The sequence below is a fragment of the Spiroplasma ixodetis genome (assembly GCF_059729505.1).
Window position 1 is genome coordinate 1,027,305 of sequence record NZ_AP038353.1, and the last position, 24,515, is coordinate 1,051,819.

General features: G+C 24.9%; 26 protein-coding genes. 11 read left to right on the top strand and 15 right to left on the bottom strand.

What is annotated here, in order from left to right; translation table 4 throughout:
• Nucleotides 1–30 precede the first annotated feature (30 nt).
• Together parC and parE are read right to left on the bottom strand one after the other, a co-directional pair.
• On the bottom strand, nucleotides 31–2,544 hold the full coding sequence (gene parC / locus AC6I4F_RS06660) for a DNA topoisomerase IV subunit A (RefSeq protein WP_497873277.1): 2,514 nt from the start codon (nucleotides 2,542–2,544) through the stop codon (nucleotides 31–33).
• 21 nt (nucleotides 2,545–2,565) lie between these two features.
• Complete coding sequence (gene parE, locus AC6I4F_RS06665) at nucleotides 2,566–4,488, bottom strand: DNA topoisomerase IV subunit B (RefSeq protein ID WP_497873278.1); 1,923 nt, start codon at nucleotides 4,486–4,488, stop codon at nucleotides 2,566–2,568.
• A 307-nt stretch (nucleotides 4,489–4,795) separates the two neighbouring features.
• Between parE and AC6I4F_RS06670 the strand changes: the two genes are divergently transcribed.
• The 3 genes from AC6I4F_RS06670 to AC6I4F_RS06680 all read left to right on the top strand — a co-directional run bounded on the left by AC6I4F_RS06670 (nucleotide 4,796) and on the right by AC6I4F_RS06680 (nucleotide 6,349).
• Nucleotides 4,796–5,560, top strand: coding sequence for an ankyrin repeat domain-containing protein (locus tag AC6I4F_RS06670; protein ID WP_497873279.1), 765 nt, complete (start codon nucleotides 4,796–4,798; stop codon nucleotides 5,558–5,560).
• Nucleotides 5,538–5,780 carry a hypothetical protein gene (locus AC6I4F_RS06675; protein ID WP_497873280.1) on the top strand — a complete coding sequence of 81 codons (243 nt, stop codon included), beginning with the start codon at nucleotides 5,538–5,540 and terminating at the stop codon, nucleotides 5,778–5,780. The genes AC6I4F_RS06670 and AC6I4F_RS06675 overlap by 23 nt, the downstream gene beginning before the upstream one ends.
• A gap of 299 nt (nucleotides 5,781–6,079) precedes the next feature.
• On the top strand, nucleotides 6,080–6,349 hold the full coding sequence (locus AC6I4F_RS06680; RefSeq protein WP_497873281.1) for a hypothetical protein: 270 nt from the start codon (nucleotides 6,080–6,082) through the stop codon (nucleotides 6,347–6,349).
• A gap of 92 nt (nucleotides 6,350–6,441) precedes the next feature.
• Here AC6I4F_RS06680 and uvrC read toward each other — a convergent pair whose 3' ends face one another.
• Nucleotides 6,442–8,211, bottom strand: coding sequence for an excinuclease ABC subunit UvrC (gene uvrC / locus AC6I4F_RS06685; protein WP_497873282.1), 1,770 nt, complete (start codon nucleotides 8,209–8,211; stop codon nucleotides 6,442–6,444).
• 104 nt (nucleotides 8,212–8,315) lie between these two features.
• Nucleotides 8,316–9,407 carry a hypothetical protein gene (locus AC6I4F_RS06690; protein ID WP_497874791.1) on the bottom strand — a complete coding sequence of 364 codons (1,092 nt, stop codon included), beginning with the start codon at nucleotides 9,405–9,407 and terminating at the stop codon, nucleotides 8,316–8,318.
• A gap of 345 nt (nucleotides 9,408–9,752) precedes the next feature.
• On the opposite strand from AC6I4F_RS06690, the gene AC6I4F_RS06695 reads away from it, so the two are divergent.
• Entirely contained in the window at nucleotides 9,753–10,163 is a 411-nt protein-coding gene (locus AC6I4F_RS06695) for a hypothetical protein (RefSeq protein ID WP_497873284.1), read from the top strand.
• Nucleotides 10,164–10,476: 313 nt separating this feature from the next.
• Here the strand turns inward: AC6I4F_RS06695 and AC6I4F_RS06700 are convergent, their stop codons facing one another.
• Nucleotides 10,477–12,246 (bottom strand): ribonuclease J, encoded by a 1,770-nt coding sequence (locus AC6I4F_RS06700; protein ID WP_497873285.1) that lies wholly within the window; start codon nucleotides 12,244–12,246, stop codon nucleotides 10,477–10,479.
• Between the two features lie 178 nt (nucleotides 12,247–12,424).
• A complete protein-coding gene (locus AC6I4F_RS06705; protein ID WP_497873286.1) occupies nucleotides 12,425–14,539 on the bottom strand; it encodes a polyribonucleotide nucleotidyltransferase in 2,115 nt (704 codons plus the stop codon).
• A 106-nt stretch (nucleotides 14,540–14,645) separates the two neighbouring features.
• Between AC6I4F_RS06705 and AC6I4F_RS06710 the strand changes: the two genes are divergently transcribed.
• Entirely contained in the window at nucleotides 14,646–14,810 is a 165-nt protein-coding gene (locus tag AC6I4F_RS06710; protein WP_497873287.1) for a hypothetical protein, read from the top strand.
• A gap of 6 nt (nucleotides 14,811–14,816) precedes the next feature.
• Nucleotides 14,817–14,981 carry a rhodanese-like domain-containing protein gene (locus AC6I4F_RS06715; RefSeq protein ID WP_497873288.1) on the top strand — a complete coding sequence of 55 codons (165 nt, stop codon included), beginning with the start codon at nucleotides 14,817–14,819 and terminating at the stop codon, nucleotides 14,979–14,981.
• Nucleotide 14,982: 1 nt separating this feature from the next.
• On the opposite strand, the gene AC6I4F_RS06720 is transcribed toward AC6I4F_RS06715, so the two are convergent.
• The 7 genes from AC6I4F_RS06720 to AC6I4F_RS06750 form a co-directional block, all read right to left on the bottom strand.
• Entirely contained in the window at nucleotides 14,983–15,381 is a 399-nt protein-coding gene (locus AC6I4F_RS06720; protein WP_497873289.1) for a PTS sugar transporter subunit IIB, read from the bottom strand.
• A 38-nt stretch (nucleotides 15,382–15,419) separates the two neighbouring features.
• Nucleotides 15,420–16,238, bottom strand: a complete 819-nt coding sequence (locus tag AC6I4F_RS06725; RefSeq protein ID WP_497873290.1) for an NAD(+)/NADH kinase — start codon at nucleotides 16,236–16,238, stop codon at nucleotides 15,420–15,422.
• A gap of 20 nt (nucleotides 16,239–16,258) precedes the next feature.
• Nucleotides 16,259–16,654, bottom strand: a complete 396-nt coding sequence (locus tag AC6I4F_RS06730) for a Spx/MgsR family RNA polymerase-binding regulatory protein (protein WP_174481244.1) — start codon at nucleotides 16,652–16,654, stop codon at nucleotides 16,259–16,261.
• Nucleotides 16,655–16,954: 300 nt separating this feature from the next.
• On the bottom strand, nucleotides 16,955–17,776 hold the full coding sequence (locus AC6I4F_RS06735; protein ID WP_497873291.1) for an IS1595 family transposase: 822 nt from the start codon (nucleotides 17,774–17,776) through the stop codon (nucleotides 16,955–16,957).
• Between the two features lie 13 nt (nucleotides 17,777–17,789).
• Nucleotides 17,790–17,942, bottom strand: coding sequence for a hypothetical protein (locus tag AC6I4F_RS06740; RefSeq protein ID WP_497873292.1), 153 nt, complete (start codon nucleotides 17,940–17,942; stop codon nucleotides 17,790–17,792).
• Nucleotides 17,943–18,634: 692 nt separating this feature from the next.
• Nucleotides 18,635–19,285 carry a hypothetical protein gene (locus AC6I4F_RS06745; RefSeq protein WP_497873293.1) on the bottom strand — a complete coding sequence of 217 codons (651 nt, stop codon included), beginning with the start codon at nucleotides 19,283–19,285 and terminating at the stop codon, nucleotides 18,635–18,637.
• A 151-nt stretch (nucleotides 19,286–19,436) separates the two neighbouring features.
• Nucleotides 19,437–19,763, bottom strand: a complete 327-nt coding sequence (locus AC6I4F_RS06750; RefSeq protein ID WP_497873294.1) for a hypothetical protein — start codon at nucleotides 19,761–19,763, stop codon at nucleotides 19,437–19,439.
• A 190-nt stretch (nucleotides 19,764–19,953) separates the two neighbouring features.
• Here AC6I4F_RS06750 and trpS point away from each other — a divergent pair, with 190 nt between their 5' ends.
• The 5 genes from trpS to AC6I4F_RS06775 all read left to right on the top strand — a co-directional run bounded on the left by trpS (nucleotide 19,954) and on the right by AC6I4F_RS06775 (nucleotide 22,863).
• Nucleotides 19,954–20,979, top strand: coding sequence for a tryptophan--tRNA ligase (trpS, locus tag AC6I4F_RS06755; protein ID WP_497873295.1), 1,026 nt, complete (start codon nucleotides 19,954–19,956; stop codon nucleotides 20,977–20,979).
• A gap of 12 nt (nucleotides 20,980–20,991) precedes the next feature.
• Nucleotides 20,992–21,402, top strand: coding sequence for an HAD-IIB family hydrolase (locus AC6I4F_RS06760; protein WP_497873296.1), 411 nt, complete (start codon nucleotides 20,992–20,994; stop codon nucleotides 21,400–21,402).
• Complete coding sequence (locus AC6I4F_RS06765; RefSeq protein WP_497873297.1) at nucleotides 21,360–21,866, top strand: HAD hydrolase family protein; 507 nt, start codon at nucleotides 21,360–21,362, stop codon at nucleotides 21,864–21,866. Before AC6I4F_RS06760 ends, AC6I4F_RS06765 begins: the two co-directional genes overlap by 43 nt.
• A gap of 255 nt (nucleotides 21,867–22,121) precedes the next feature.
• On the top strand, nucleotides 22,122–22,529 hold the full coding sequence (locus tag AC6I4F_RS06770) for a transposase (protein WP_497873298.1): 408 nt from the start codon (nucleotides 22,122–22,124) through the stop codon (nucleotides 22,527–22,529).
• Nucleotides 22,486–22,863 carry a hypothetical protein gene (locus AC6I4F_RS06775; protein WP_497874792.1) on the top strand — a complete coding sequence of 126 codons (378 nt, stop codon included), beginning with the start codon at nucleotides 22,486–22,488 and terminating at the stop codon, nucleotides 22,861–22,863. Before AC6I4F_RS06770 ends, AC6I4F_RS06775 begins: the two co-directional genes overlap by 44 nt.
• A 189-nt stretch (nucleotides 22,864–23,052) precedes the next feature.
• On the opposite strand, the gene AC6I4F_RS06780 is transcribed toward AC6I4F_RS06775, so the two are convergent.
• Together AC6I4F_RS06780 and AC6I4F_RS06785 are read right to left on the bottom strand one after the other, a co-directional pair.
• A complete protein-coding gene (locus AC6I4F_RS06780; protein ID WP_497873300.1) occupies nucleotides 23,053–23,313 on the bottom strand; it encodes a hypothetical protein in 261 nt (86 codons plus the stop codon).
• Nucleotides 23,314–23,406: 93 nt separating this feature from the next.
• Complete coding sequence (locus AC6I4F_RS06785) at nucleotides 23,407–24,477, bottom strand: hypothetical protein (protein WP_497873301.1); 1,071 nt, start codon at nucleotides 24,475–24,477, stop codon at nucleotides 23,407–23,409.
• Nucleotides 24,478–24,515 lie beyond the last annotated feature (38 nt).

Genomic DNA, 24,515 nt, shown 5'->3' on the forward strand with positions numbered 1-24,515 from the left:
AGTCCATAATTTTCAATAAAAAAGTTTATTTTAAATACCATTGTTGCTTTCTTTTGCATCAAAATTTTCTGTTATTGATGATATATCAGCATCAATAACATCAGTTTTTAAATCAATCACTAAATTACTACCGCCAGCAATAATATCATCAGCAACTACTTTGCCAGTTCCTTCATTTACCTTGCTAAGATTAATGTCACTTGCTTTAATCACTAATCATTTTTCTTTTTTCGTTAATATATTAATAAAAGATGTTGCTGGTGATAAGAAAGTTTTAATAATACTAATACTGTTATTTTTAGGAACTTTTATTACTTTATTACCTTTTGTTGTTCGTAAAGTTTGTTCAATAGTATTGAATAACATTCGTTTAATTGTTCCAACTGATGTTAACATTGCATAAATATCATTACTATTACCACAAGCCATTCCTACCACTTCATCTTCTTCAGAATTAATTTTCAAAGCTTTGACACCTGTTGCAGTTTTAGTTAATAATGGAACTTTCGTTTCTAAATATTTTAAAGTCATACCCTTGCGAGTACTAATAACAATAAAATCATGACCGGTAGTACTATTAACACTAATAACACTATCGTTCTCTTTTAACTTAACATATTTGGCGGTTTTATTAAATCTGGTAGTTGCTAACTCTAAAAGTGGTATTCTTTTAATTAAACCATATCTAGTAGAGACTACTATATTTACATTTGGCTGTTCAAAACTATTAACTTGTGCAACACTAATAATTTTTTCATTTCCTTCAAGTTTACATAACGTATTAACATGAATACCATTATCTTTCCATTTATTTTCTTCTAATTTAAAAATTGGTATTAAAAAATAATTACCTTTATTTGTAAAAAATAATAAATTATTAAAATTATTGAACATTGCTCCACCAATAATAACATCATTTGGCTTACGTCCAAAATCGTGATAATCACGATTTTGTAAAAATACTTTACTACTTATTACCTTAATTCAACCATCATAACTAATACTAACAAATACATTTTCTTGTCGCAATGTTGCTTTTTCATCAATTGTAATTTCAGAAATTTCACCTTTAATTTGTGATTTTCTTAATCCAGAAAAATGAGAATTAATTTGTTCTAACTCAGTAATAATAACTTGACGTAGTGAATTTTCATTATTAATAATTTCTTGTAAAACAATAATTTTACTTTCAATATCTGCTTTTTCTAAAACTAATGATTGAATATCAGTAGCAGTTAAACGATATAAACGCAATTGTACAATTGCTTCTGCTTGAATATCAGTAAAATTAAAAGCTGATATTAAATTTAATTTTGCTTGCATACGGTCAGTTGATTTTCTAATAATTTTAATTACTTTATCAACTTCACTTAATGCAATAACTAAACCATTAACAATCTCTAATCTTCGTTCTAATTGTGCTAAGTCATATTGTGAACGCTTAGTAACAACATCAATTTGATGATTAATATAAAAATCTAACATATTAATTAAACTCATTTGTACTGGTTTTTTGTTAGCAATTGCTACTAAATTAAAGTTATAATAAATTTGTAAATTGGTATTTTTAAATAAATAATTTAAAATTTCTTGCGGTTTACTATCTTCTACTAAATCAATAACTATTCGTAAACCAAAACGATCCGTTTCATCACGTACTTCTTTAATACCATGAATTTTTGCTAATGTTTTAACATCATCAATTTTTTTAATCAAATCTTGTTTAATAACTTCAAATGGAATTTCGGTAATAATTATTTGTGGAATTTCACCTTCATTATTAATATGAGTTTTGGCACGAATTGCAATTCGCCCTTTACCAGAACGATAAGCTTCTTTAATACCTTTAATACCTTGAATAATTCCTCCGGTTGGAAAGTCAGGACCCTTAATAACACGCATTAATTCGCTTAAATTACATTGTGGATTATTAATTCTCATGACAATTGCATTAATTACTTCTTGTAAATTATGAGGCGGAATATTAGTTGCCATTCCAACGGCAATTCCAGAAGCACCATTTACTAATAAATTTGGAAAATAGGCAGGTAAAACTGTTGGTTCTGTTTCTGATTCATCAAAATTTTTAATTAAAGTAACAGTATTTTTCTTAATATCCTTCAATAATAATTCTGAAATTAATGATAAACGTGCTTCTGTATATCGCATTGCAGCAGGATTATCACCATCAATTGAACCTTTATTACCATGCATTTGTACTAATGGTCATGCTAACTTTCACTCTTGTGCCATTCTACACATAGCAGCATAAACCGCTGTATCACCATGAGGATGATATTTACCAATTACTTCTCCAACAACACGAGCTGCTTTTTTATATGCTTTATCATTGGTTAAACCCAAATCATTCATAGCATGCAAAATTCGACGTTGAACTGGTTTCAAACCATCACGGATATCGGGCAATGCTCGTTCTAAAATAATATATTTGGCATATCGACCAAAACGTTCTGCAACAATATCATCAATAGGATAAGATAAAATTTGTTCATTATTTTGTTGAATCTCTTCTTTACTATTCATAACTTATAAACTCCTTTTTTCTTAATAATCACTAGCTTCAAAAGAAATATTTTCTTCAATTCATTTTCGTCTTTTTTCTGGTTTATCACCCATTAATATTTGAATTTCTGTTTCTGCTGATAGAGCATCCTCAATAGTAATTTTAATTAATTGACGGACGTTTGGGTCCATAGTTGTTTCTCATAATTGTTCAGCATTCATTTCTCCTAAACCTTTATAACGTTGCAGGTCATATTTACCTTTAATTGTTTCAACTTTATCTTTTAATTCTAACTCATTTCAAACATATACATGTTTCTCTTGCTCTTCTTCTTTAAAAGAAATTTTAAATAAAGGCGGTAATGCAATATAAATATTACCCGAAGTAATTAAATCTCGCATATAACGATAGAAAAAAGTTAGTAATAAAATTTGAATATGGGCACCATCAGTATCGGCATCAGTCATAATAATGACTTTATTATAATTACAATTTTCAATACTAAATTCGTTACCAACACCAGCACCAATCGCATTAATAATCATACTAATTTCCTCATTATTAAAAAGATCAATTACTTTAGTTTTTTCGGCATTAATTACTTTTCCTTTTAACGGTAATATCGCTTGGAACTTACGATCACGACCTGACTTGGCACTGCCACCAGCGGAATCTCCTTCCACTAAAAATAATTCATTAATATTAGGATTTTTACTTTGTGCAGGCACCAATTTACCTACTAAAAATTTTTGCGTATCTTTACTTTTATTACGCAATGATTCACGTTCTTTTCTTAAAGCATTACGAATATCACGAGCTTTAATGGCTTTATCAATAATTTTTTTAGCAGCATCACTATTTTCGTGAAGTCAAAATGAAAATCTTTCATTAACAATATTATCAACAACAATTCTTGCTTCGGGCGTTCCTAATTTACCTTTTGTTTGACCTTCATATTGAATTAAATTTTCAGGAATACGCAACGAAACAATAGCAACCAAACCTTCTCGCAAATCATTACCTTCTAAATTTTTATCTTTTGCTTTTAATAATTCTTGTTTTCTTGCATATTCATTAATAGCTTTTGTTAAACCACTTTTAAAACCAACTAAATGACTTCCACCATCAACAGTTTTAACGTTATTGGCAAACCCTACTAACGTTTCGCTATAATCTTCCGTATATTGTAATACAATTTCAACGTCAATATTATTTTGTTTACCTTTTAAACTAACAATTGGTGATAAATTTTTTTTATCTTTATTTAAATATTGCATAAAAGCAACTAAGCCATTTTCATAATGAAAAGTTTCTTCAGTACCTGTCCTCTTATCAATTAATTGAATACTTAAATCATTAATTAAAAAAGCACTTTCACGTAAATGTTGTTCAAATAAATGAACATTTCAATCACAACCTAGAAAAAAACGATGAAAATCAGGTAAAAATTGTACCCTAGTTCCTGTTTTATAAGTGTTACCAATCATTTTTAAACTTTGATCAATCTTACCACCATTTTTAAATTTAATTTCATGAATTTTTTTATCACGATGAATAGTAACAATCATTCAATTACTTAAAGCATTTACTACTGAAGCACCAACACCATGTAAACCACCCGAGGTTTTATAACTATTAGTGTCAAATTTTCCACCAGCATGTAAAACCGTATAAATAACTTCGGGAGTACTTTTTTTTGAAGCATGCATACCAGTTGGAACACCACGACCATTGTCTTCAACAGTAACTGACTTATCAACATTAATAGTAACAACAATACTAGTACAAAAACCAGCTAATGCTTCATCAATACCATTATCAACAATTTCTCAAACTAGATGATGAAGACCACGATTATCAGTAGAACCAATATACATTCCAGGTCTTTTTCTAACTGCTTCTAGACCTTCTAAAATTTGAATTGATAATTCATTATAAACACTGTTTTTTGGTTTATTTGCCATGAAAAAAACTCCTTACTACAATTTATTTCATTTTCATTTTATCATATATTTATTTATTTAAAGATAATCTCGATAAAAGAACTAAATCAATTTTATAATTTAAATTTAAAGGTTTCTATACAAAATTTAAGATAATACATTTAAAATAAATATTTAACTAATAATTTTTAATTATTAATAAAACAGATATAAAAATAAATATAAAAAAATAAATATAATAATCTTATAAAGATTATAGAATTTTATCGCTTACTTATTTTAATGTTTACAAAATAAATGGGTTTTTTATTGTTAAAGGAGTAAAAAAATGAATGACGATTTAAATGAAAAATTAATAAATAGTGCTTGAAATGGCGATTTAGATACAATTAATATTTTACTGGTAAATAATGGTGCTGATGTTAATTATTTAAATATAAATAATTTTAGTGCTTTAACACTAGCCGCCTGAAATGGACACTTAAATATCGTTAAAACTTTACTAGAAAATGATGCTAATATCAATCATGCTAATATATTTGGTAATACTGCTTTATTATTAGCTGCTAGAAACGAATACCATGAAATCATTAATCTCTTAATCGATAATTTTGCTAATATTAATCATGAAAATCGTTATGGTGATACAACTTTAATATGAGCCGCTAGAAACAGACACTTAAATATCGTTAATATCTTAATAATGCAACATAATATTAATATTAATCATGAAAATATAAAAGGTTACACTGCTTTCAAGTGAGCCGCTAGAAACGGATATTTAGATATAGCTAATGTTATAATAGCGCATAATGCTAATGCCGATCATACAAATCAAATAAATAATAATGCTTTAATATGAAGCGCGCGAAATGGTTATCTAAATATAGTTAATAGTTTAATAATACATAATACCAATATTAATTATGTAAATGAAAAAGGTGATACAACTTTAATATGAAGTACTTGAAAAGGTTATTTGGAAATAGTTAACACTTTACTAGCAAAAAATGTTAATGTTAATTATTCAGATCAATCTGGTTACAGTCCTTTAATCTTAGCTGCTGAAAATGGTTTTTTTAAAAATTATTAATAGTTTAATAGAAAATAACGCTAATCTTAATTATGCAAATCAAAATGGTAATACAGATTTAATGATGGCCAATAAAAATAACCATATAAAAATAGCAAGAATAATCGAGCAAATAAATCAACTAAATCAACTAAAGGCAGAAAATTTAATAAATGCTAAAGAAATGATACTAAACATTAATAATGTTTTAAATGAACAACTAAAAAAACTAATGAAATAAAAGATAATCAAAATGATAATGAAATTTGAAAAAATAATCAAGAAGAAATTATTGAAATCATTGATAACTATAAACATAATTTAAATTAAAAACTTAAAAATATTAATTCAGAACTTAATAATCATTCTTTAAAAAAAGATTTTATTAATATTCTAAAGTTTGGAAAAGAAAATTATTCATTATTACATATAGCAGTATTAAATGATTGACAAAAATTAGTAACTTATTTAATAAATGAATGACCAGTTGATATTGATTATCAAGATAATTCGGGAAATTCGGCATGAAATCATGCTTGTATGTTATTACAACCAAAAAATACTTTGACTATTAAAAAAGAACATCAATTAACTTATAAAAATAAAGTATTTATAAAACAATTAATTCCTTCATCTCCAAATTGAAATCCAATTGAAAAAAAAGAAATTAATAAAAATGCTAGTGAAAATAGAAAAAAATTATTGACTATTATATGCAAAAAGATAAAAATAGTATTGAGAGTTGAGAACATATTAGTAGTATCGATTTACAAATGCAAAATTCTTTCACAAACGAAAGCAATACGTTAAAATTTTCAATATCTTAAAACATTAAGATATTTTTACATTAGTAACTTAGATAAATATATTATTTACGTTATTATTTATTTCTTAATAACATATTATTCAAAACTATGTAATTCTTTTCATAGTTTTTCTAAAATTACTTTTGATTTAACTAATGATGAAAGTTCTGTTTTTGTAGCATTTTGCAATAATTGTCAAGTTGGAAATTGCTGTAATATTTTATTTTGTAATTGTAAACCAATTCCTGGCACCGATGATAAAACACTACTTATCATTGATTGACTTCGCTTCGCTTTATGATATTTAATTGCATAATTATGAACTTGATCTTGTAATTTACTCAAAAATAAAAAACAAGCATCAGTCTTAGGAATATTAATAATTTGCATTTTATCATTTATAATTTTATCAGTTTGATGTTTTTTATTTTTAACTAATCCAATAATAGGAATTGTTAAGTTTAATAATGTTAGTTGTTCTAATGTAGCACTAATTTGTGGTTTTCCGCCATCAACAATAATTAAATCAGGAAGTGGCAATTTATTAATAACTAAATGATAATATCTACGATAAATCATTTCACAAAAACGATGATAATCATCAACAATTTTTGGATCTAATAAAAATTTGCGATAATCATTAAAACTAGGATTACCATTCTTATAAACAATCATACCACCAACACTAGCACTTTGTTGAAGATTAGAAACATCAAAAACCTCTAAATGATTTAAATTAGGAATTTTTAATCATTGTGATAATACTTTCATCATATTTAACGGCGCATTAAACTGATTAGTTTGTAAATAATTATTTCATGCATAGATGGCATTGGTTTTTGCCAATGTTAAAATATGTTCTTTTGTTCCTTTAATTGGATTAATAAATTTTATTTGTAGAAATAATAATTTTAATTGTTTTAAATCAATATTTGATGGTAAATATATTTCATTTGGTAATGTATTTTTACTATATAGTTGTTGACAATAATTACGAATTAAATCTTGAATTTCTAAGTAATTATTTTGAACTATTTGTTCATCTTTAGCTTGCAATTTACCATTACGATAAAATAAAGTAATTAAAACAACCATTTCGTCTTCAATTAAAAAATTAATAAAATCGCGATTTCCATAATCTTGAAACTCAACAACTTGTTGTGATAAAAATAAATCTATTTTTGATAACAAAATTTTAATACGATTAGCATTTTCAAATTGTAAGTTTTCAACACTAATATTCATATTATTAATTAATATTTTTTTAACAGCAGTAACATTCCCTTTGAAAAATTGATCAATTTTACTAATCATATCTTCATAATAAGTAATAGGTACTGATTTAAAACAAGCGCCAGAACATTGCTGTAAATAATAATATAAACAAGGTTTACCAAGATTACCAGAACATTTTCGTAATGGAAAAATTCGTTCCAATAACTTTAAAATTTCACGCGCACCAGTACCATCGGGAAATGGTCCATAATAATGTCCCTCTTTTTTAGTAGCACTACGTACATAACGATATTGTGGATCACGATTATTAGTAATTTGAATATAAGGATATTTTTTATCATCTGCTAACAAAATATTATATTTAGGATGATGTTTTTTAATCAATGTTTGTTCTAAAATTAAAGCCTCTTTTTCATTAGATGTCATAATGTATTCAATATCATGAATATCATTAACTAATAACATTTTTTTAAAATTACTGGCTTTATTTAAATATGAAGTTACTCGTTTTTTTAATGAATTAGCTTTACCAACATAAATTAAATTATTATGTATATCTTTAAATAAATAGCATCCAGCAATATTAGGTAAAAGTTTAATTTTCATTTGTAGTAAAGATTTTTCTGCCATTAGTTCACCTAAATTTATTAACAAATTAAAAGATACTTTGATTTTAACATTAATATAATGTTTTATCCTAAAGTAAACTCTTAATTTTATTCATTATTAATTACTTATGATTCGTTATTAATAATAGTCTCGTTATCATTAATAATTTCACGATTTAAAATACTATCTTCTAAACTTTTTTTAACTACAAGAGTACCTTTGCTATTACTCATTACATCTTTTTGTTTTTCAGGGTCAATTTTACCAAAAGGAGTTAAATAACTATTTTCATTAAAATAAACAATAGGTGAAGAAGGTTTATTGATAATGTCACTATTATCATTTTTTTTTATTTCATTTTGTTTTATTTCTGCTTTTTTTACTGGTGATATAGGTGGTTCCTTCTTTGATTCCTTATTAAAATTATTTTCTTTTCTAAAAGATTTTTTAACTTGTTTATCAATTAATAATTTTTCTTTTTTTAACTTAATATGTTTTTGTTTTAAATCAGCATTTATTTTATTTTTTTGCTTTTTATTTTTATTATTATTAATAATAATAATTTGTTTAATAATTTGTTTTATTTTGCTAAAGAAAATAAAAGGTTTATTAAAAATAAATAAACAAGTTAAAGAAAAAATACTAATAAAGTTTGCAATTAAATTAGTAACAAAAAAACCATAATTAAAAATACCTATTAAAACATTACTAATAATGCCACCAGTAGAATATGCTGGAAAAAAGGTTTCAACACTAAAGTCTTTAAAAGAAATTGGTGAAGCAAAAAAACCTAGATAATTATTTATAGCATTTGTATTTCATCATTTTTTAACGTATATTTCACTAATATTTAATATGTTTAAATTATAATAACTAGTTCATAAATTATTCTTTCCTAAAATTATTAAAGTTAAAGTTTGTGTTGTCCAACAACTAATCACTAAAAATAAAAAAGTAACAAAAATATACTTCAATTTAAATTGCATGCGATAACCAAAAGTTAAAGGAATAATCATTAAATAAATAAATAAATAAACAGCATATTTCACTCATCCAAATAAAAAAGAAAAAAGAAAATCATCAAGTACTTTACCAATTATTGAAAATCTAGTTAAACTAACTATTAGGAAAAAGAAGATTACTAATAAGAAAAAAAGTAACCCAACTTCATCACCACGAGATTGAGATTTTGATATTTTAATGCCATTTTTAATCATAAGAATATCACCTCTTAACAGTCTCCACAAAATAACTTATAAAAATAGTATAACATAATTGATATATGTAATATCTTTCTATAATCGATTTTTGATTTATTATTGCAAAAAAACAATAATATTTTTTTAATACTTTTATCATAAAAAATGTATTATTTAAATTTCATATTCATTATTTTCTAGATTTTAAAAATTTAAAATAAATCATTTTTCTTATTTATATTTATTTAACAATTAATTTATATAATATTATATAATTATTGTAAACTTAATATAAGTTTTACCCGTTGCTTTATTTAAAGTAAAATAAGTTTTTATTTTCTAATTTTAAAGAGGACATAAACAATGTGAGGTTTTAATAAAAATAAAAAAAAAGAACAAGAAAGACAAAAAGAAGCCGAAAAACAAGCAGAACAACTACGAAAAATTGAAAGAGACCAAGCTAGATTAAAAGTCGAAAGAGAAGAAAGACAAAAATTAAAAAAAGAAAGAGAAAGAGAAGAAAAAAATAGAAAAGCCGAAGAAGAAAGCCAACGTGTAAAAGAAGCAAATGAATATATGGAAAAACAAAGAATAGAAAGAGAAGCAAAACGAGAAAAAATTTTTCAAGAAAAATTAAAAGAAGATAGAACTAAAGAATTAAGAGAACGTGCCAGAGCAGTTGAAGAAGATGAAAGACAAAAAAGAGAACGTGCAGAAGCAGAAAATGCAGCAAAAATAAAAGGTAAAGGGCATTATAATCCATGAAATTTTTAAATTTTAAATTTTTCTATTAATTTATATAATGTAGTTTACAAAGTTATTGAATTTTTAATTAATAAAATAAAAAATTTCTTCAACTTGTATATTAGTTTCAGTTGAAGAAATTTTTTTATTACTTTCAAATTTTCCAGCAATAATTTTCATGTTTTTTTTACTAAATGCACTATAAATTATTTTAAATTGATTTTCAATAGTCTTTAGTATTTTTATAAACTGGTTCTAATTCACTAAACATTATATAAATTTTAAAATTAGTTTAAGTATGAAAAAATTATATAATTTAAGGTTAATGATATTATCATTAACCTTAAATTTCATTAACAACTGTTAAAATCATAGGTAACTTACCAGTTTCTTTTTTAATATAATCTTGTAAATCATTTTTCATTTTAGTCTTAACTTCACTAAGACTAAAAGCATTATTAGTTTTATATTTTTCAATAACATTAATAATAATGTTTTGCAATTTTTTCAACATTTCTTCATTATTAGTTAAATAAACAACACCACGCATTTGTGCATCAATTAAAGAAACAATTTCTTTATTTTTACGATTTATTGTCACTCCTGTAATTAAAATACCATCACGTTGTAATTGTTTTCTTTCACTAATAACAATTGAACCAATATCACCAACACCAATACCATCTACATATACATCACCAGTTTTTATTAAGTTATCTGTTGTTTTATTAGTAGCATTTTTATCATTAAAACGAGAAGGACGTGCAACATACTGTTTAACAAAATTATCAATTAATTTACCATTTTCAAAAGTAATAACTTCACCATTATCATGAATTAAAGCATTGTTATGTAACACACCAGCATCAATGGCTGCTGCTTGTGCTGCTACAAAATCTTTATATAAACCTTTAACTGGTAAAAAATATTTTGGTTCAATAATATTAACCATTAACTTAATATCTTCATAAGAAGCATTTAAACTTCAAGCTTGTTTTTCTGATATATTAATAACTTTAACATCAGTACGTGCTAAGTCATCTAATAAGGCTGCATGAGCCAATTCATTTCCTGGAATTGGTGGAGTTGCTAAAATTATTGTATCTTGCGATTCAAGTTTTAAATAATCATCATTACCAATAGCAATTTTATTCATTCTAGTAAATAAACGTTCACCACTACCAGTAACAATAATTACTGTATCTTTAGTACCGATTGTTTGTGCTAAATTAATAATTTGTGATTTATCAATATTGAAAGCGTTTAAATCATTAACTTTTAATAAAATATCATATAAAGTTGCACCATAAACTGCAATTTTACGTTTAGAGTCAGTTTCTTTAATAGCATTAATAATTTCACTAACACGATATAAATCTTGATCATAACATGCAAGAATAACCCTTCCTGGTGCTTCTTTTAATACTGGTTCAATAATAGTTTGAATTTTATGCTTAGGAGCTGTAAAAGCTTTTCTATTGGCACATGTTGCTTCACTAATTAATAATAAAACATCATTTTTAGAAACACTAGCTAAATGTTGAATATCAGTAGTAAAATCACTACGATGTTCACCATCAAAAATATAATCACCCGTATAAACAATTGTTTCATTTAATTTAATATTTTCACCATTATTTACAGTTAAAAAAAAACCTAAACTACCTGGAATTGAAGTAGTTGTTTTAAATGTTTTAACAATAACATTACCAAACGATACTTTTTGTTCAGGCTCAATAGTTTTAATTATAATTTCATTTTGATTAATAAAACGAAAACGTTCTAATTTCTGCTTAATCATAAAATCAGTTAATTTACTAGTAAAGATTGGAACTTTATACTCGGGTTTTATTTTATTAAAATCTTTTAAAATATAAGGTAGTGCTCCAAAAGCATCATCAGATGGTTTTGAAATAAATATACCTTGAATACGATGTTTATTTTCTTTTAAATATGTATAATCTGGAATAATAATATCAATTCCTAAGATTTCTCTTTCTGGGAGTCTAATGCCGGCATCAAATACAAATATCTTATAATTTACTTCAACAACATATAAGTTTTTACCACGTTCATCTAATCCACCCAGAGCAAATACTTTTATCTTTGCCATTTTTTCACCAGTTTTAAACTTTCTTTATTTTTATTTTATAAAATTTAATATCTTAGAATAACATAAAAATTAAAACTTTAACTTAAATTCCCAAGATGCTGCTATATTATGTTATTAGTATTTTAACACTAATTTAATAATAAAAATGTAATTAATTTTCATTAAAAATAGTTTCAAATTATTTATCAATAATTTCTAAGCTAAGCTTACTATTATCTTCAACTTTAATTACTCGAACTTTAATTATATCATTGATTTTAACAACATTATTTAAATTATCAATACGTTTATTAAATTTTTTTGAAAATTCTGAAATATGAATTAAACCATCAATCTTATCTTGTAAATTAACAAAAACACCAAAATTAACAATTTTTACAACTTTACTATCAAATTCAGAGCCGATTTTAATTTGAACAGGATTAACAATACTTTCAATAATTTGTCAAGCTTTATCAATGGCTGATTGTTCATTATGATAAATCATCAATCGTCCATCATCTTCAATATCAATTTTAACATTATCACAGTCGGTAATAATTTTATTAATAACTTTCCCACCAACACCAATAATATCACGAATTTTATCAATTGGAATTAACTTTTGAATAATTTTTGGAGCATTAGGTGCCAATGTAGTTCTAGGCTTTTTAATTACTTCATTCATGTTTGCTAATACTTGTAATCTCGCAACTCTGGCTTTTTCCAAAACTTGTGTAATAATATTAAAATCAATACCAGTAATTTTAATATCCATTTGTAAAGCACAAATACCATTGGCTGTTCCTGCCACTTTAAAATCCATATCACCTAAGTGATCTTCTAATCCTTGAATGTCAGTTAAAATTGTAAAATCTTTTTCTTTTTTAATTAAACCCATGGCAATACCAGCAATTGCAAATCTAATCGGTACACCACCAGCCATTAATGCCATTGATGAAGCACAAATTGCTGCTTGTGAAGTTGAACCATTTGATGCTAATACTTCTGATACTAATCTAATTGTATAAGGGAAATCTTTTTCAAGAGGAATAATTTGTAATAATGCTTTTTCACCAAGGGCGCCATGACCAATCTCACGTCGTGAAGGAACACTCATTCTTCCGGTTTCACCAACAGAAAATGGAGGAAAATTATAATGATGAATAAAACGTTTATACTCTTCTTTACCTAATCCATCAATAATTTGATGTTCAGCAAGTGCACCCAAAGTTAAAACTGATAAAACTTGTGTTTCACCACGAGTAAACATTGCACTACCATGAACAATAGGTAAAACATCAATCATACTTGTTAATTTTCTAATATCATCAGCTTTTCGTCCATCAACTCGTACATTATTTTTTAAAATCATAGTACGCATTGCTTTTTGTAATAATTGATCAATACTTTTGCGTAAATTATGAATAGTTGTTTCTTCACCAATATTTAAAACTTCTTGATTAAATTCATTTTTAAAAATTTGAAATGTTTCTTCAACTAAATTTTTAATCAAGTTACTTCGACTTTTTTTATCAACAGTAGTACTAATTTTACTAATTTGTGATTGACAATTTGTTTCTACAAATTGTTCAATATTAACAGGAATTAATGCTAACTGTGGCTCAAATTTATTTGGTTTTAATTTTTCAATGATACTTTCTTGAAAAATTATTAATTTAATAATATGTTCATGTGCAAATTTTAATGCTTTAATCATATCTTTTTCTAAAATATCATGACATCCTGCTTCAACCATATTGATGGCATCTTTTGTTCCACCAACAATTAATTCCATTTTTGAATTTAATAATTGCTCTTGTGTTGGATTAAGGACAAGTTCATCATTTATTTTACCAACAACAACAGTAGCACTAGGACCCTGAAATGGCAAACTACTTAATCCTAAAGCAAGTGAAGTCCCAAAAGTTGCATTTACTCTAACATCACAAACATCATCTAACGCAAAAACATTATTTACAACTTGCACTTCATTAACAAAACCTTTTGGAAATAATGGACGAATTGAACGATCAATTAATCTAGCACATAGTGTTGCATATTCACTAGGTCGACCTTCACGCTTTAAAAAACCACCCGGAATCTTACCAACTGAATATAACTTTTCTTGAAAAACTATTTGTAATGGAAAAAAATCTTGATTATTAATAACTTCATTATAAGATACAGTTGTTAATACAACTGTATTTCCATAAGTAATTTTTACTGATTTTTCTGCTAAATTAGCCATTGTACCTAATTCAACAATTAATTCATATTTTCCTTCTTTAAAAAGGAATTTTTCTTTTAACATTATTTTACTCCTTAACTTCCATTTTTTGTCGCAACTATGAGCATTATAACATAATAAAATGTTAAAATAAGTTATAGAACAATTTTATTTTAGGATGTCATAACTTATGTTTAAACATAAAATACAAAATGAAATTGAAATTTTAAATAAAGACTTTGATAAAATTAAAAATAAAACTTTAATTATTGATGTTCGTGATGTTGCTGAATATCAAATTTTAAAAAAAATAACAAATGATAATGGTGAACTTAATATTGTTAATATTCCTTAATATGATTTGATTAAAAATCCTAGTAAATATATTGAAAGCAAAAATCAAGTGATTATAACTATTTGTAATGCAGGAAATCGTTCAACTGCTGCTGCACTAACACTCAGAGAATTGGGATATACTAACACTTATGTTTTAATTAATGGTATTTATGTATATTACAAAAAATAACTTATTTCTCATTATTTAATTTAATAAGATCATTAATAGCAATACTTAAATTATTACAATAAGTTCCTAAGACTAAACTAACACTATCGTCTTGGTCTAAAATACCACGATTTTTAATTTTTTTAAGATTATTAAAATTAATTTTTGAATGATCAATAATATCTACCTTAATTTTATTTGCTGTTGCTGTTGTCCCTTTAATATTATCAATTCCTCCTAAATCAACAATAAAATTTTGTAATTTAAATGGGAATTTTTGTGGTTTATTAATGGGTTTTAAACTACTTTCTTGTTGATTGCGTAATTTTTTAGCTTTACTAATATTTCATATTCAAATCCCAATACTAGCCACAGCAAATAACAACGCAATAACTAATAATACTATTTGTCAAATTGGCATGATTACCTTCCTTAATTAATATATTTTTAAATATTTTCTTAATCTTCTTGAATAAAAGCTTTTTTTAATTTAGCAAGTAAAGAATAATGATTAAGTCGATATTCTAAAACTTGTAACGTTAATTTTGATAATTTAATTGTTACCTTATCATCTATTTTATCATTAAAATCAAAAGTATCAACAATTAATTTTCCAAAATCGCTCAATTTACTATCTTTTTGAATATTTTTCAAAGTAATTTCATGATTTTCATCCAAAATTAGTGGTGAATTTAAACTGCGATAACTATTATTAGCTACTGGAGCAATTTCATGAAATTGCATTAAGTTATGATTTGAAATTAAAACAGCACCACCAAGTGATTTCATTAAACCCGTCGAACCAGTTCTTGTTGCAATAACTAAACCAGAACCACGAAAGTTTTCAAATAATTGATTATTAATTAACACTTGACATGAAAGAGTCGTTGTTAAATTAACAAATTTAACTTCATTAATAGCATATAAAATCTTATTATTAATATTTACTTCTAATAATGAAAATTTATTTACTATTAAATTATTATTTTTTTTATCAATTAACATTAATACTTTGTCAACTTCTGTGTTTAAAAAGTTTTCATAAAAACCAAGATTACCACATTTAAAACTAACAAACTTAACAGTATTGAGTATATTATTATAATCATGAACAGCTTTTAAAAATGTTCCATCACCACCAATAATAAAAACAATATCTGGAAAAGAAGTATCTTCAAGTGCTTTAAGGGCCAATAACTTGGGCCTTAATTCCTTAGCTAATGATTGAGAATTCTCATATTTATTAGCAATAATTGCAAATTTATAATTTTTCAACATGTATTCCAATCATATTTCAATTAAAATATTTCACAAGAATCTTCAAATTCGTTTTCAATAGAACCACGTAAAAATAATTCAATCTCATCTTCATTATAACCAATTTGAATACGTTGTTTATTTTCTTGAACAATAATTGGACGTTTTAAAACAGTTGGTGAAGTTTTAATTAAATCAAAAACTTGTAACATTGTTAACTTTTCAATATTAATAGCATGTGTTTTAATAAACTTTGCTCTTGTTGAAATAATATCACCAACACCATTTGGTACAAATCTTAATAATAATTTAATTTCAGTATCGGTCAATGGATTATGGATAATATTACGTTTAATATATGGAATTTTATGTTTATCAAAAAATTGAATAACTTTTTTTGAAGACAAACAACTTGGCGAAACATATATTTTAATCATGACAATACCCCTCTTTGCTTTTAGACTACATTTGATTTAAATACTCTTTTTTTAAAATTAATTTTTTTTATCTTTTAAAGATAAAAGTTAATAAACTCTAAATTACTATAATAATATATATTTCCACACTATCTTTGACCAAAATTAGAAAATAACTACATGAAAGATCTTTTCTGCTATATCTTTCACCCACATATTATATCATATTATTTTTGGCTTTTATCCCTTTATGTACTATTTTTAAATTTTATCACATAAATGGAGATAAAAGCCTATCTAGGAAATTATCCCCACATGTATCTAAATCAAACACAAAATTATAGTTTCAAAACTAGGTATCTTATTGAATTTATATGCAAAAGAAGCTGCATATAAATGAATATTGTGTTTTGAAACTTTTATGTGTGTTCGGAAAGTTCGTCGGATGTGTTTTCATTCAGATTCAATCTGGTTTGTGTTTACACCTGTTGATGACACATACCCAACTTCATGATTTACGATTTCATGTTGGTGATAGAAGTTTTTGAAACTTCCATATCCCTTCCAAGAATCCGTAAATAGACAACACCCAGTAGAAATGTGTTTCAATGCAAATCATAAAAGGTTTTTCTCATCTGCTTTTTTCAATACTTTCACAATTAGTTTGTTGCTGGTTTTCTCATAAACTCCAACAATCAAGGTTTTATTCAACAAGGAAGATCCTTGTTGAATAAAACCTACATGTGAAAGATACATTTCATCCATTTGTGCTGTGCCATCATCAATGAACCCTGCATCTTGATTCCAAATTCTAGTTCTGATTTCATGACCCATTCTTCAAGCTGTTTTATATGTCACATTCAATTCCCTTGCAACATCTGTTGATGGTATACCATGCTTTGTGTTTATTCATCTAAAGATGAAATAAAACCAAGATGTCAAAGGTGTTTGTGACTTGTGAAAAATGGTGTCATGAAGAATACTAAATGTTTGATGATATTTCAAACATCTTATTCTTCTCAAATCATAAACATTCAAACTAGAAGAAGCACACCTGATAAATTTCATTAATTTCAACTTCGCTATATATTTCAAACAATCGTTTTCATTTTGAAATATGCTATTGAATTCATTTCAATTCATTTTTTCCTATACACTAGTACATGTGGGGATAATTTCCTTCTTCAATATATTTTCTTTCTAAAAATTGAAATTCATTACCTATGTTGATTAATTTTTTGAATTCTTGTTCATAATTTTCAAATTCTTTACTTTTTAATAAAAAATTAACTGTTTTTTCTGTATTCATATATTTTTATACCTTTTGATTCTTTCTTTCAATTTTATAAAAATCCATTAACTTTGAATTAAAGTTAATGGATTAAAAACTAATATTTAGTTCTTCTTTTTTTTAACAAATTTTATAAATTAAGCAATCTTTTTTTTAAAAAAAATAAAAAAAGTTCGTAAATAAAATTTGGAACTAAATTTTTTAAGGTTTATTTGGCATTTGTGTTTATATTTATTTAACACTGTAACTTCCCAAAAATATTTTTTATAAATATTTTTGGGAAATTTTCACTCGATATTGACATACCAGAATCGTTAGAATCGATCTTTTCTAAGAGTGGCTTTACTTTAGTAAATGGTTCTATTTCTAAAAGTTGTTTTTTTGTTTCAATTTCTACTTCTATCTTAAAATTATCTAAACTAGAATCTGAAATAGATGATTCATTTTCATTAATTTTTATTTTTAATTAACTTTCTCTTACTATTACTGTTTCTATATCTTTATCAAGTTTATCTAAACTAATGGCATTTAATGAATTTAATTTATCACTTTTTTCTTTTTGAAGTATTTCTAAATCAGTTAATGGTTGCGTATTTTCAATTGAAATATTTTTTAATTTTTCTCTTTGTTGTTTAATTTTTAGTATTGTATTTTCTAATAAAAATTGTTTTTGACTATTAGTTACTTTTAAATCTTCTATTTCTTTAGTATTATTCTTTTTGCTTAATTGTGCTTTTAATACTAGTCAATTTTCCTTTAATATATTTGTCTCTTTTTTTATGTTTTAATATTTCATCAGACAAATCTTTTTTTTGTTTTATTTTACTTTTATTTGTCATTCGTAAATCAGCAATTTCTTTATTTATATTACTTCAATTAACAAATTCTTTATCTAATTTTTTCTGAACACTTTTGTAACTACAAAAAATACCAAAAGTTAATAGTGCAATAACACGACGTCAATTACTATCTGTTCAATCTTTTACTTTTAAATTAATATCTTTATCATTACTTTCAATTTCTTCTTCTAAACGAGAAATTGAATTAGTTTTTGCATCTATTTTGTCATTTAATGTTTTAATATTTAAATTTATTTCATCTATTTTTTTGATTAATTGTTCTTTAGAAGTTTCATTATCATTAAAAATAGATTGTATTTGACCGTTATTTACATCAATCTTTGTTGTTAATTGTTCCTTGTTTTTTTCTAATCTTTCAATTTCTAATTCAATTTCTGATTTTTGTTTTATTAATGCAATTAACTTTTCTAAACTTTGTAATTCCACTTTCAATTCTTCTTTTTTTAAAATTTCTTTTTTTAAATTTAATATTTTAGTTTTTTCTTCTTGTAATTTTGTCATATTTTCTTTTAATGCTTTTAAAATACCATTAAAAAAAGATGATTATTGAATTATTTTTTTTAAATTAAATAATTCATTTCTAATTCTCTCTAAGGTTCTTCTGTTATCTACTCTGTCTAGATTTCTGTTTTTTATATCTTTACTAGTTTCTTTACTTTCAACTTCTAAAGTATATATATTCATTAACTACTTTTAATTTATCAGTCATCTGATTAACATATTCTTCAATAAATGTTTTTTTATCTTCACTATCTTTGATATTTCTTAATTGACTTTCAGCTTTCTTCAATATATCTTCTAGTTGTTTTCTTTCAAATTCAAAAATTGCTTGTTTTTCAACAATATTTTGTTTCTTGATTTCTAATTCATTAAGTTTTAAACTAAGAGTTTGAAGATATTCTTTCACATTGTTTCGATCTTTTATTTTCTTTAAATATTTTTGTAAATCATCCTTATATTTTTCTTCTCCAAATAACATAAAAAACTCCTTTATAAAATAAAAAAATCATTACTCTTAAAAAATAAAAGCTATGGGTCAAAAAACTATTTTTAATTTATGTTTTTATTATATCAAAATCAAACAAATTTTAATATAATTAATTGAATTATTTAACTTTATCATTGATAATTAATTATATTAAAAAATTAATTTGGAGGAAGCAAAATATATGGCTCGTATTATATCCGGAATAACTAGCACTGGAAAATTAACTCTTGGTAACTACTTGGGAGCAATTAATAATTTTTTAAAATCGCAAGAAGAACATGAACTCTTAATATTTGTTGCAAATTTACATGGATTAACACTACCAATAAAAGCACAAGAATTAAGAGATAATATTAAAGATATTGCTGCTTGATATTTTGCTGCTGGTATTATACCAAATAAATCTCATATTTTTATTCAATCTGATGTTTTAGCTCATAGTCAATTAGGATATATATTATTATGTAATAGTTATGTCGGTGAATTAGAACGAATGACACAATTTAAAGATAAAAGTCAAAAAATGACAAATCAACAAAATAAAACGATTAGTATTCCAACAGGTATTCTTACATATCCAGCATTAATGGCTGCTGATATTTTACTATATGACGCTGATTTTGTGCCAGTTGGTGTTGATCAAACTCAACATTTAGAATTGACAAAAACTTTAGCAACAAGAATGAATAACAATTATAAAACTGATTTATTCAAAATTCCTAAAATCATTATTGATAAACAAGCACAGAAAATTATGAGTTTACAAGAACCTGAAAAAAAAATGTCAAAATCTGATACTAATCTAAGAAATACTATTTTTTTAAGCGATAGCAAACAAGAAGTTACCAATAAAATTAAAAAAGCAGTTACTGATTCAGAAAATATTATTAAATTTGATCCAGAACATAAGCCTGGAGTTAGTAATTTATTAACTATTTATGCTAGCATTACTAAAAAAGATATCAAAACTTGTGAACAATACTTCAGCAATCACAATTATGGTTTTTTAAAAGAAGAAGTAATTAAAGTAATAAATGATTTATTAGAACCAATGCAAAAAAAACACCAAGAATTTATTAACGAAAAATCATCACAATTAGCAAAATATTTAGAAGAAGGTGCAAATTTTGCTAATAATATTGCTACTAAAAAATTAAACTTTGTTCAAGACACAATGGGTATTAATTTTATCGAGAAAGAAAGATAGGAGGAAGAGACAATGTCTTTATACAATAAAAAACAAAAACATTTAATCCTAGTTGATTTAGATGGTACTCTATTAAAAAGTGGTGGTCGAGAAATTCATATTAATACTAAAAAAGCACTAATTGATGCTCAAAAACAAGGGCATATTGTTTGTATTGTCACTGGTCGACCTTATCGTGGATCAATTAAATTTTATCGTGAATTAGGTCTTAATACATTACTATGCAATTTTAATGGTGGCCATATTCATGATCCAACAATCAAAAAATTCAAAAGATTAGTTTTTCCAATTTCTGAAACAATTGTTAAACATATTTTAAATGAAGACTATATTTTTCAACAAATTGAAAACGCGGTTATTGAATATTACAACAAAGCAGTATGTTGAAAAAAGATGATTTCTTTGAAACTTATTTTCATTTAGATACTATTGAAAATGATACTTTTACAATTAGTAAATTAATTCGTGATTGAAAAGGGAGCGCTAATGTCATTTTAATTGAATTTAAAGAAAATACCAATCTTGATCAAGTATATCGTGACTTAGAAAAATATTCAAACTCAATTAAGGTAAATACTTGAAATCGCTATGATAATAATAAACTAATCTTTGAAATTTCAAGTAAATTTATTGATAAAGGAATGACAGCTCGCATTTTGGCTCAATATTATAATGTTGATATTAGAGATGTTATTGCTTATGGTGATGAAATTAATGATAAAGAAATGTTGATGGAAGTTGGCTATGGTGTAGCAATGAAAAATGGTAATATTGTTATTAAAAGTATTGCCAATGATATTACTACTAAAACTAATGATGAGGGTGGAGTTGGTGATCATTTATCAAAATTATTAAATCTTTATGAAGAAAGTGAAATTTATATTTAATAGGAATGAAAATATATTAACTATTATTTCTATATTTGTAATATGATATAGTTTTTAAAAATTAATATAAGTTTTTAACCTATTTACTTTATTTTTAAAGTAAATAGGTTTTTATTTAAAAAAGTTTTTTATAAATTTAATATACTAAAATAAAAAAACCTATTGTTTTATTTTTTAAAACAATAGGGCATTAATTTCTACTAAATATAAATATTTTAGGAAATTATCCCCACATGTACTAGTGTGGAGGAAAAAATGAATTGAAATGAATTCAATAGCATATTTCAAAATGAAAACGATTGTTTGAAATATATAGCGAATTTGAAAGTAATGAAATGTATCAGGTGTGCTTCTTCTAGTTTGAATGTTTATGATTTGAGAAGAATAAGATGTTTGAAATGTCATCAAACATTTAGTATTCTTCATGACACCATTTTTCACAAGTCACAAACACCTTTGACATCTTGGTTTTATCTTATCTTTAGATGAATAAACACAAAGGATGGTATACTATCAACAGATGTTGCAAGGGAATTGGGTGTGACATATAAAACAGCTTGAAGAATGGGTCATGAAATCAGAACTAGAATTTGGAATCAAGATGTAGGGTTCATTGATGATGGCACAGCACAGATGGATGAAATGTATACATGTAGGTTTTAAAAAACAAGGAAGATCCTTGTTGAATAAAACCTTGATTGTTGGAGTTTATGAGAAAACCAGCAACAAACTAATTGTGAAAGTATTGAAAAAAGCAGATGAGAAAAACCTTTTATGATTTGCATTGAAACACATTTCTACTGGGTGTTGTTTGTTTACGGATTCTTGGAAGGGATATGGAGTTTTCAAAAAACTTCTATCACAAACATGAAATCGTAAATCATGAAGTTGGGTATGTGTCATCAACAGGTGTAAACACAAACCAGATTGAATCTGCATGAAAACACATCCCACGAACTTTTCGAACACACATAAAAGTTTCAAAACACAATATTAATTTATATGCAAAAGAAGCTGCATATAAATTCAATAAGATACCTAGTTTTGAAACTATAATTTTGTGTTTGATTTAGATACATGTGGGGATAATTTCCTAGATAGGCTTTTCTCAGCATTTATGTGATAAAATTTAAAAACAGTACATAAAGGGATAAAAGCCATATTTTAATACTATTAATACAAAAAACTATAAAACTTCTAAAGGCAAGAAGTCAAAAATTTCTGGGTGATTGGCACAAAACTTTAATTCCGAATCATTTTTTTGTTCTTCAATTTTAATTTTTAATTCATTTAATTTCTTTTTTATTTTAAGTAATTGAGCAGGTGCTGGTGGTTGTTTATCTCATTCATCAAATAATATTTTACCTGTTTTAAAAAGTTTTTCATACTGACATTTTAAACAACTATTTTGCTGTGATTCATGATCATGGATATTTTTGCCAAACATAAAATTACCTACTTTCCTCAATTCTTTTATTTAAATTTATTATACCAAATAATAAAAAAGGAGAAATAATTCTCCTTTTTAACTAGTAAAATGTTATAAAACCATTGGTAAATAATGTAAGAAAAAACTATTTTCTAATTCTCATCCTCAATCACGCTGATTCTGAGGTGTTAAAATTCATCTAGCAAAACTTTCGGCAAAAAATTCATCATCAAGATTTATATTATATTTACCATTAAATCAGGCACTACGACCATAATTACTATTAACTGTTATTAAGCCAAATAATAATTTTTGCTTAATATTAGTTAATTTTACTTGTTGACCTAAATAATCAATTAAATATCAAGTACGATCATAAATTTGTTTGTTATCATTGTTAACAGTTAGTTTATGAGAAACTGATGTCATATTAGTATTAATATCACTATAACTGCTATCTGATCACTTTCAATTAGCATTAAATGAATTTCTTTCATCAGCACTTAAACCAATAAAATTACTTAAAGCATGACCATATTCGTGAGTTGTAACACTAATTATTTGATCTGAAGATCAAAATCCCTCTTGAAATTGTTGATCAATTAAATTAATATTTGCAAATTCAGGACCATAACCCATAAATTGATTATCAGTTTCTGAATTAAAAGCAGTTCATGCTACTGTGCTATCACTTACAGCAACTGGTGCTACTTTTTGAATTAGTTTAATAACAGTGTTTTTATGAAAAACTTTAGCAAAAATATTATAAAAACGTAATTGTTGTTGCTCTGCTAATTGTAATTGTTCATTATTTAAACCAGCTTTTTTATACATTTCAACTCAATTAACATCAATGGTTTTACCACCAATTTTAGTATGAGTTAAATCATATTGTAAACTATCATAATTACTTCAAATTACATCACTTTTATTATTATCATACAACTTATTAAATTCATCAATACTTTCTTTACTTGCCATTTGATGGATTTTATATTCATATTTTTTTACCATCTTTGCATCTTCTGGTGAAAGTTTTCATTTTAATAAACTAGCATTAGCATCATGCTTATTTAAATAGACATAATGATCACTGTCTGGAGAAAACGTTAACATTAAACCATTAACTGTTACAAGATTTAATGCTGTAATCATAGTTACTAATTTAATACATTTTTTCATAATTAACCTCCCCTTCATATCATAATTATAATTATGAT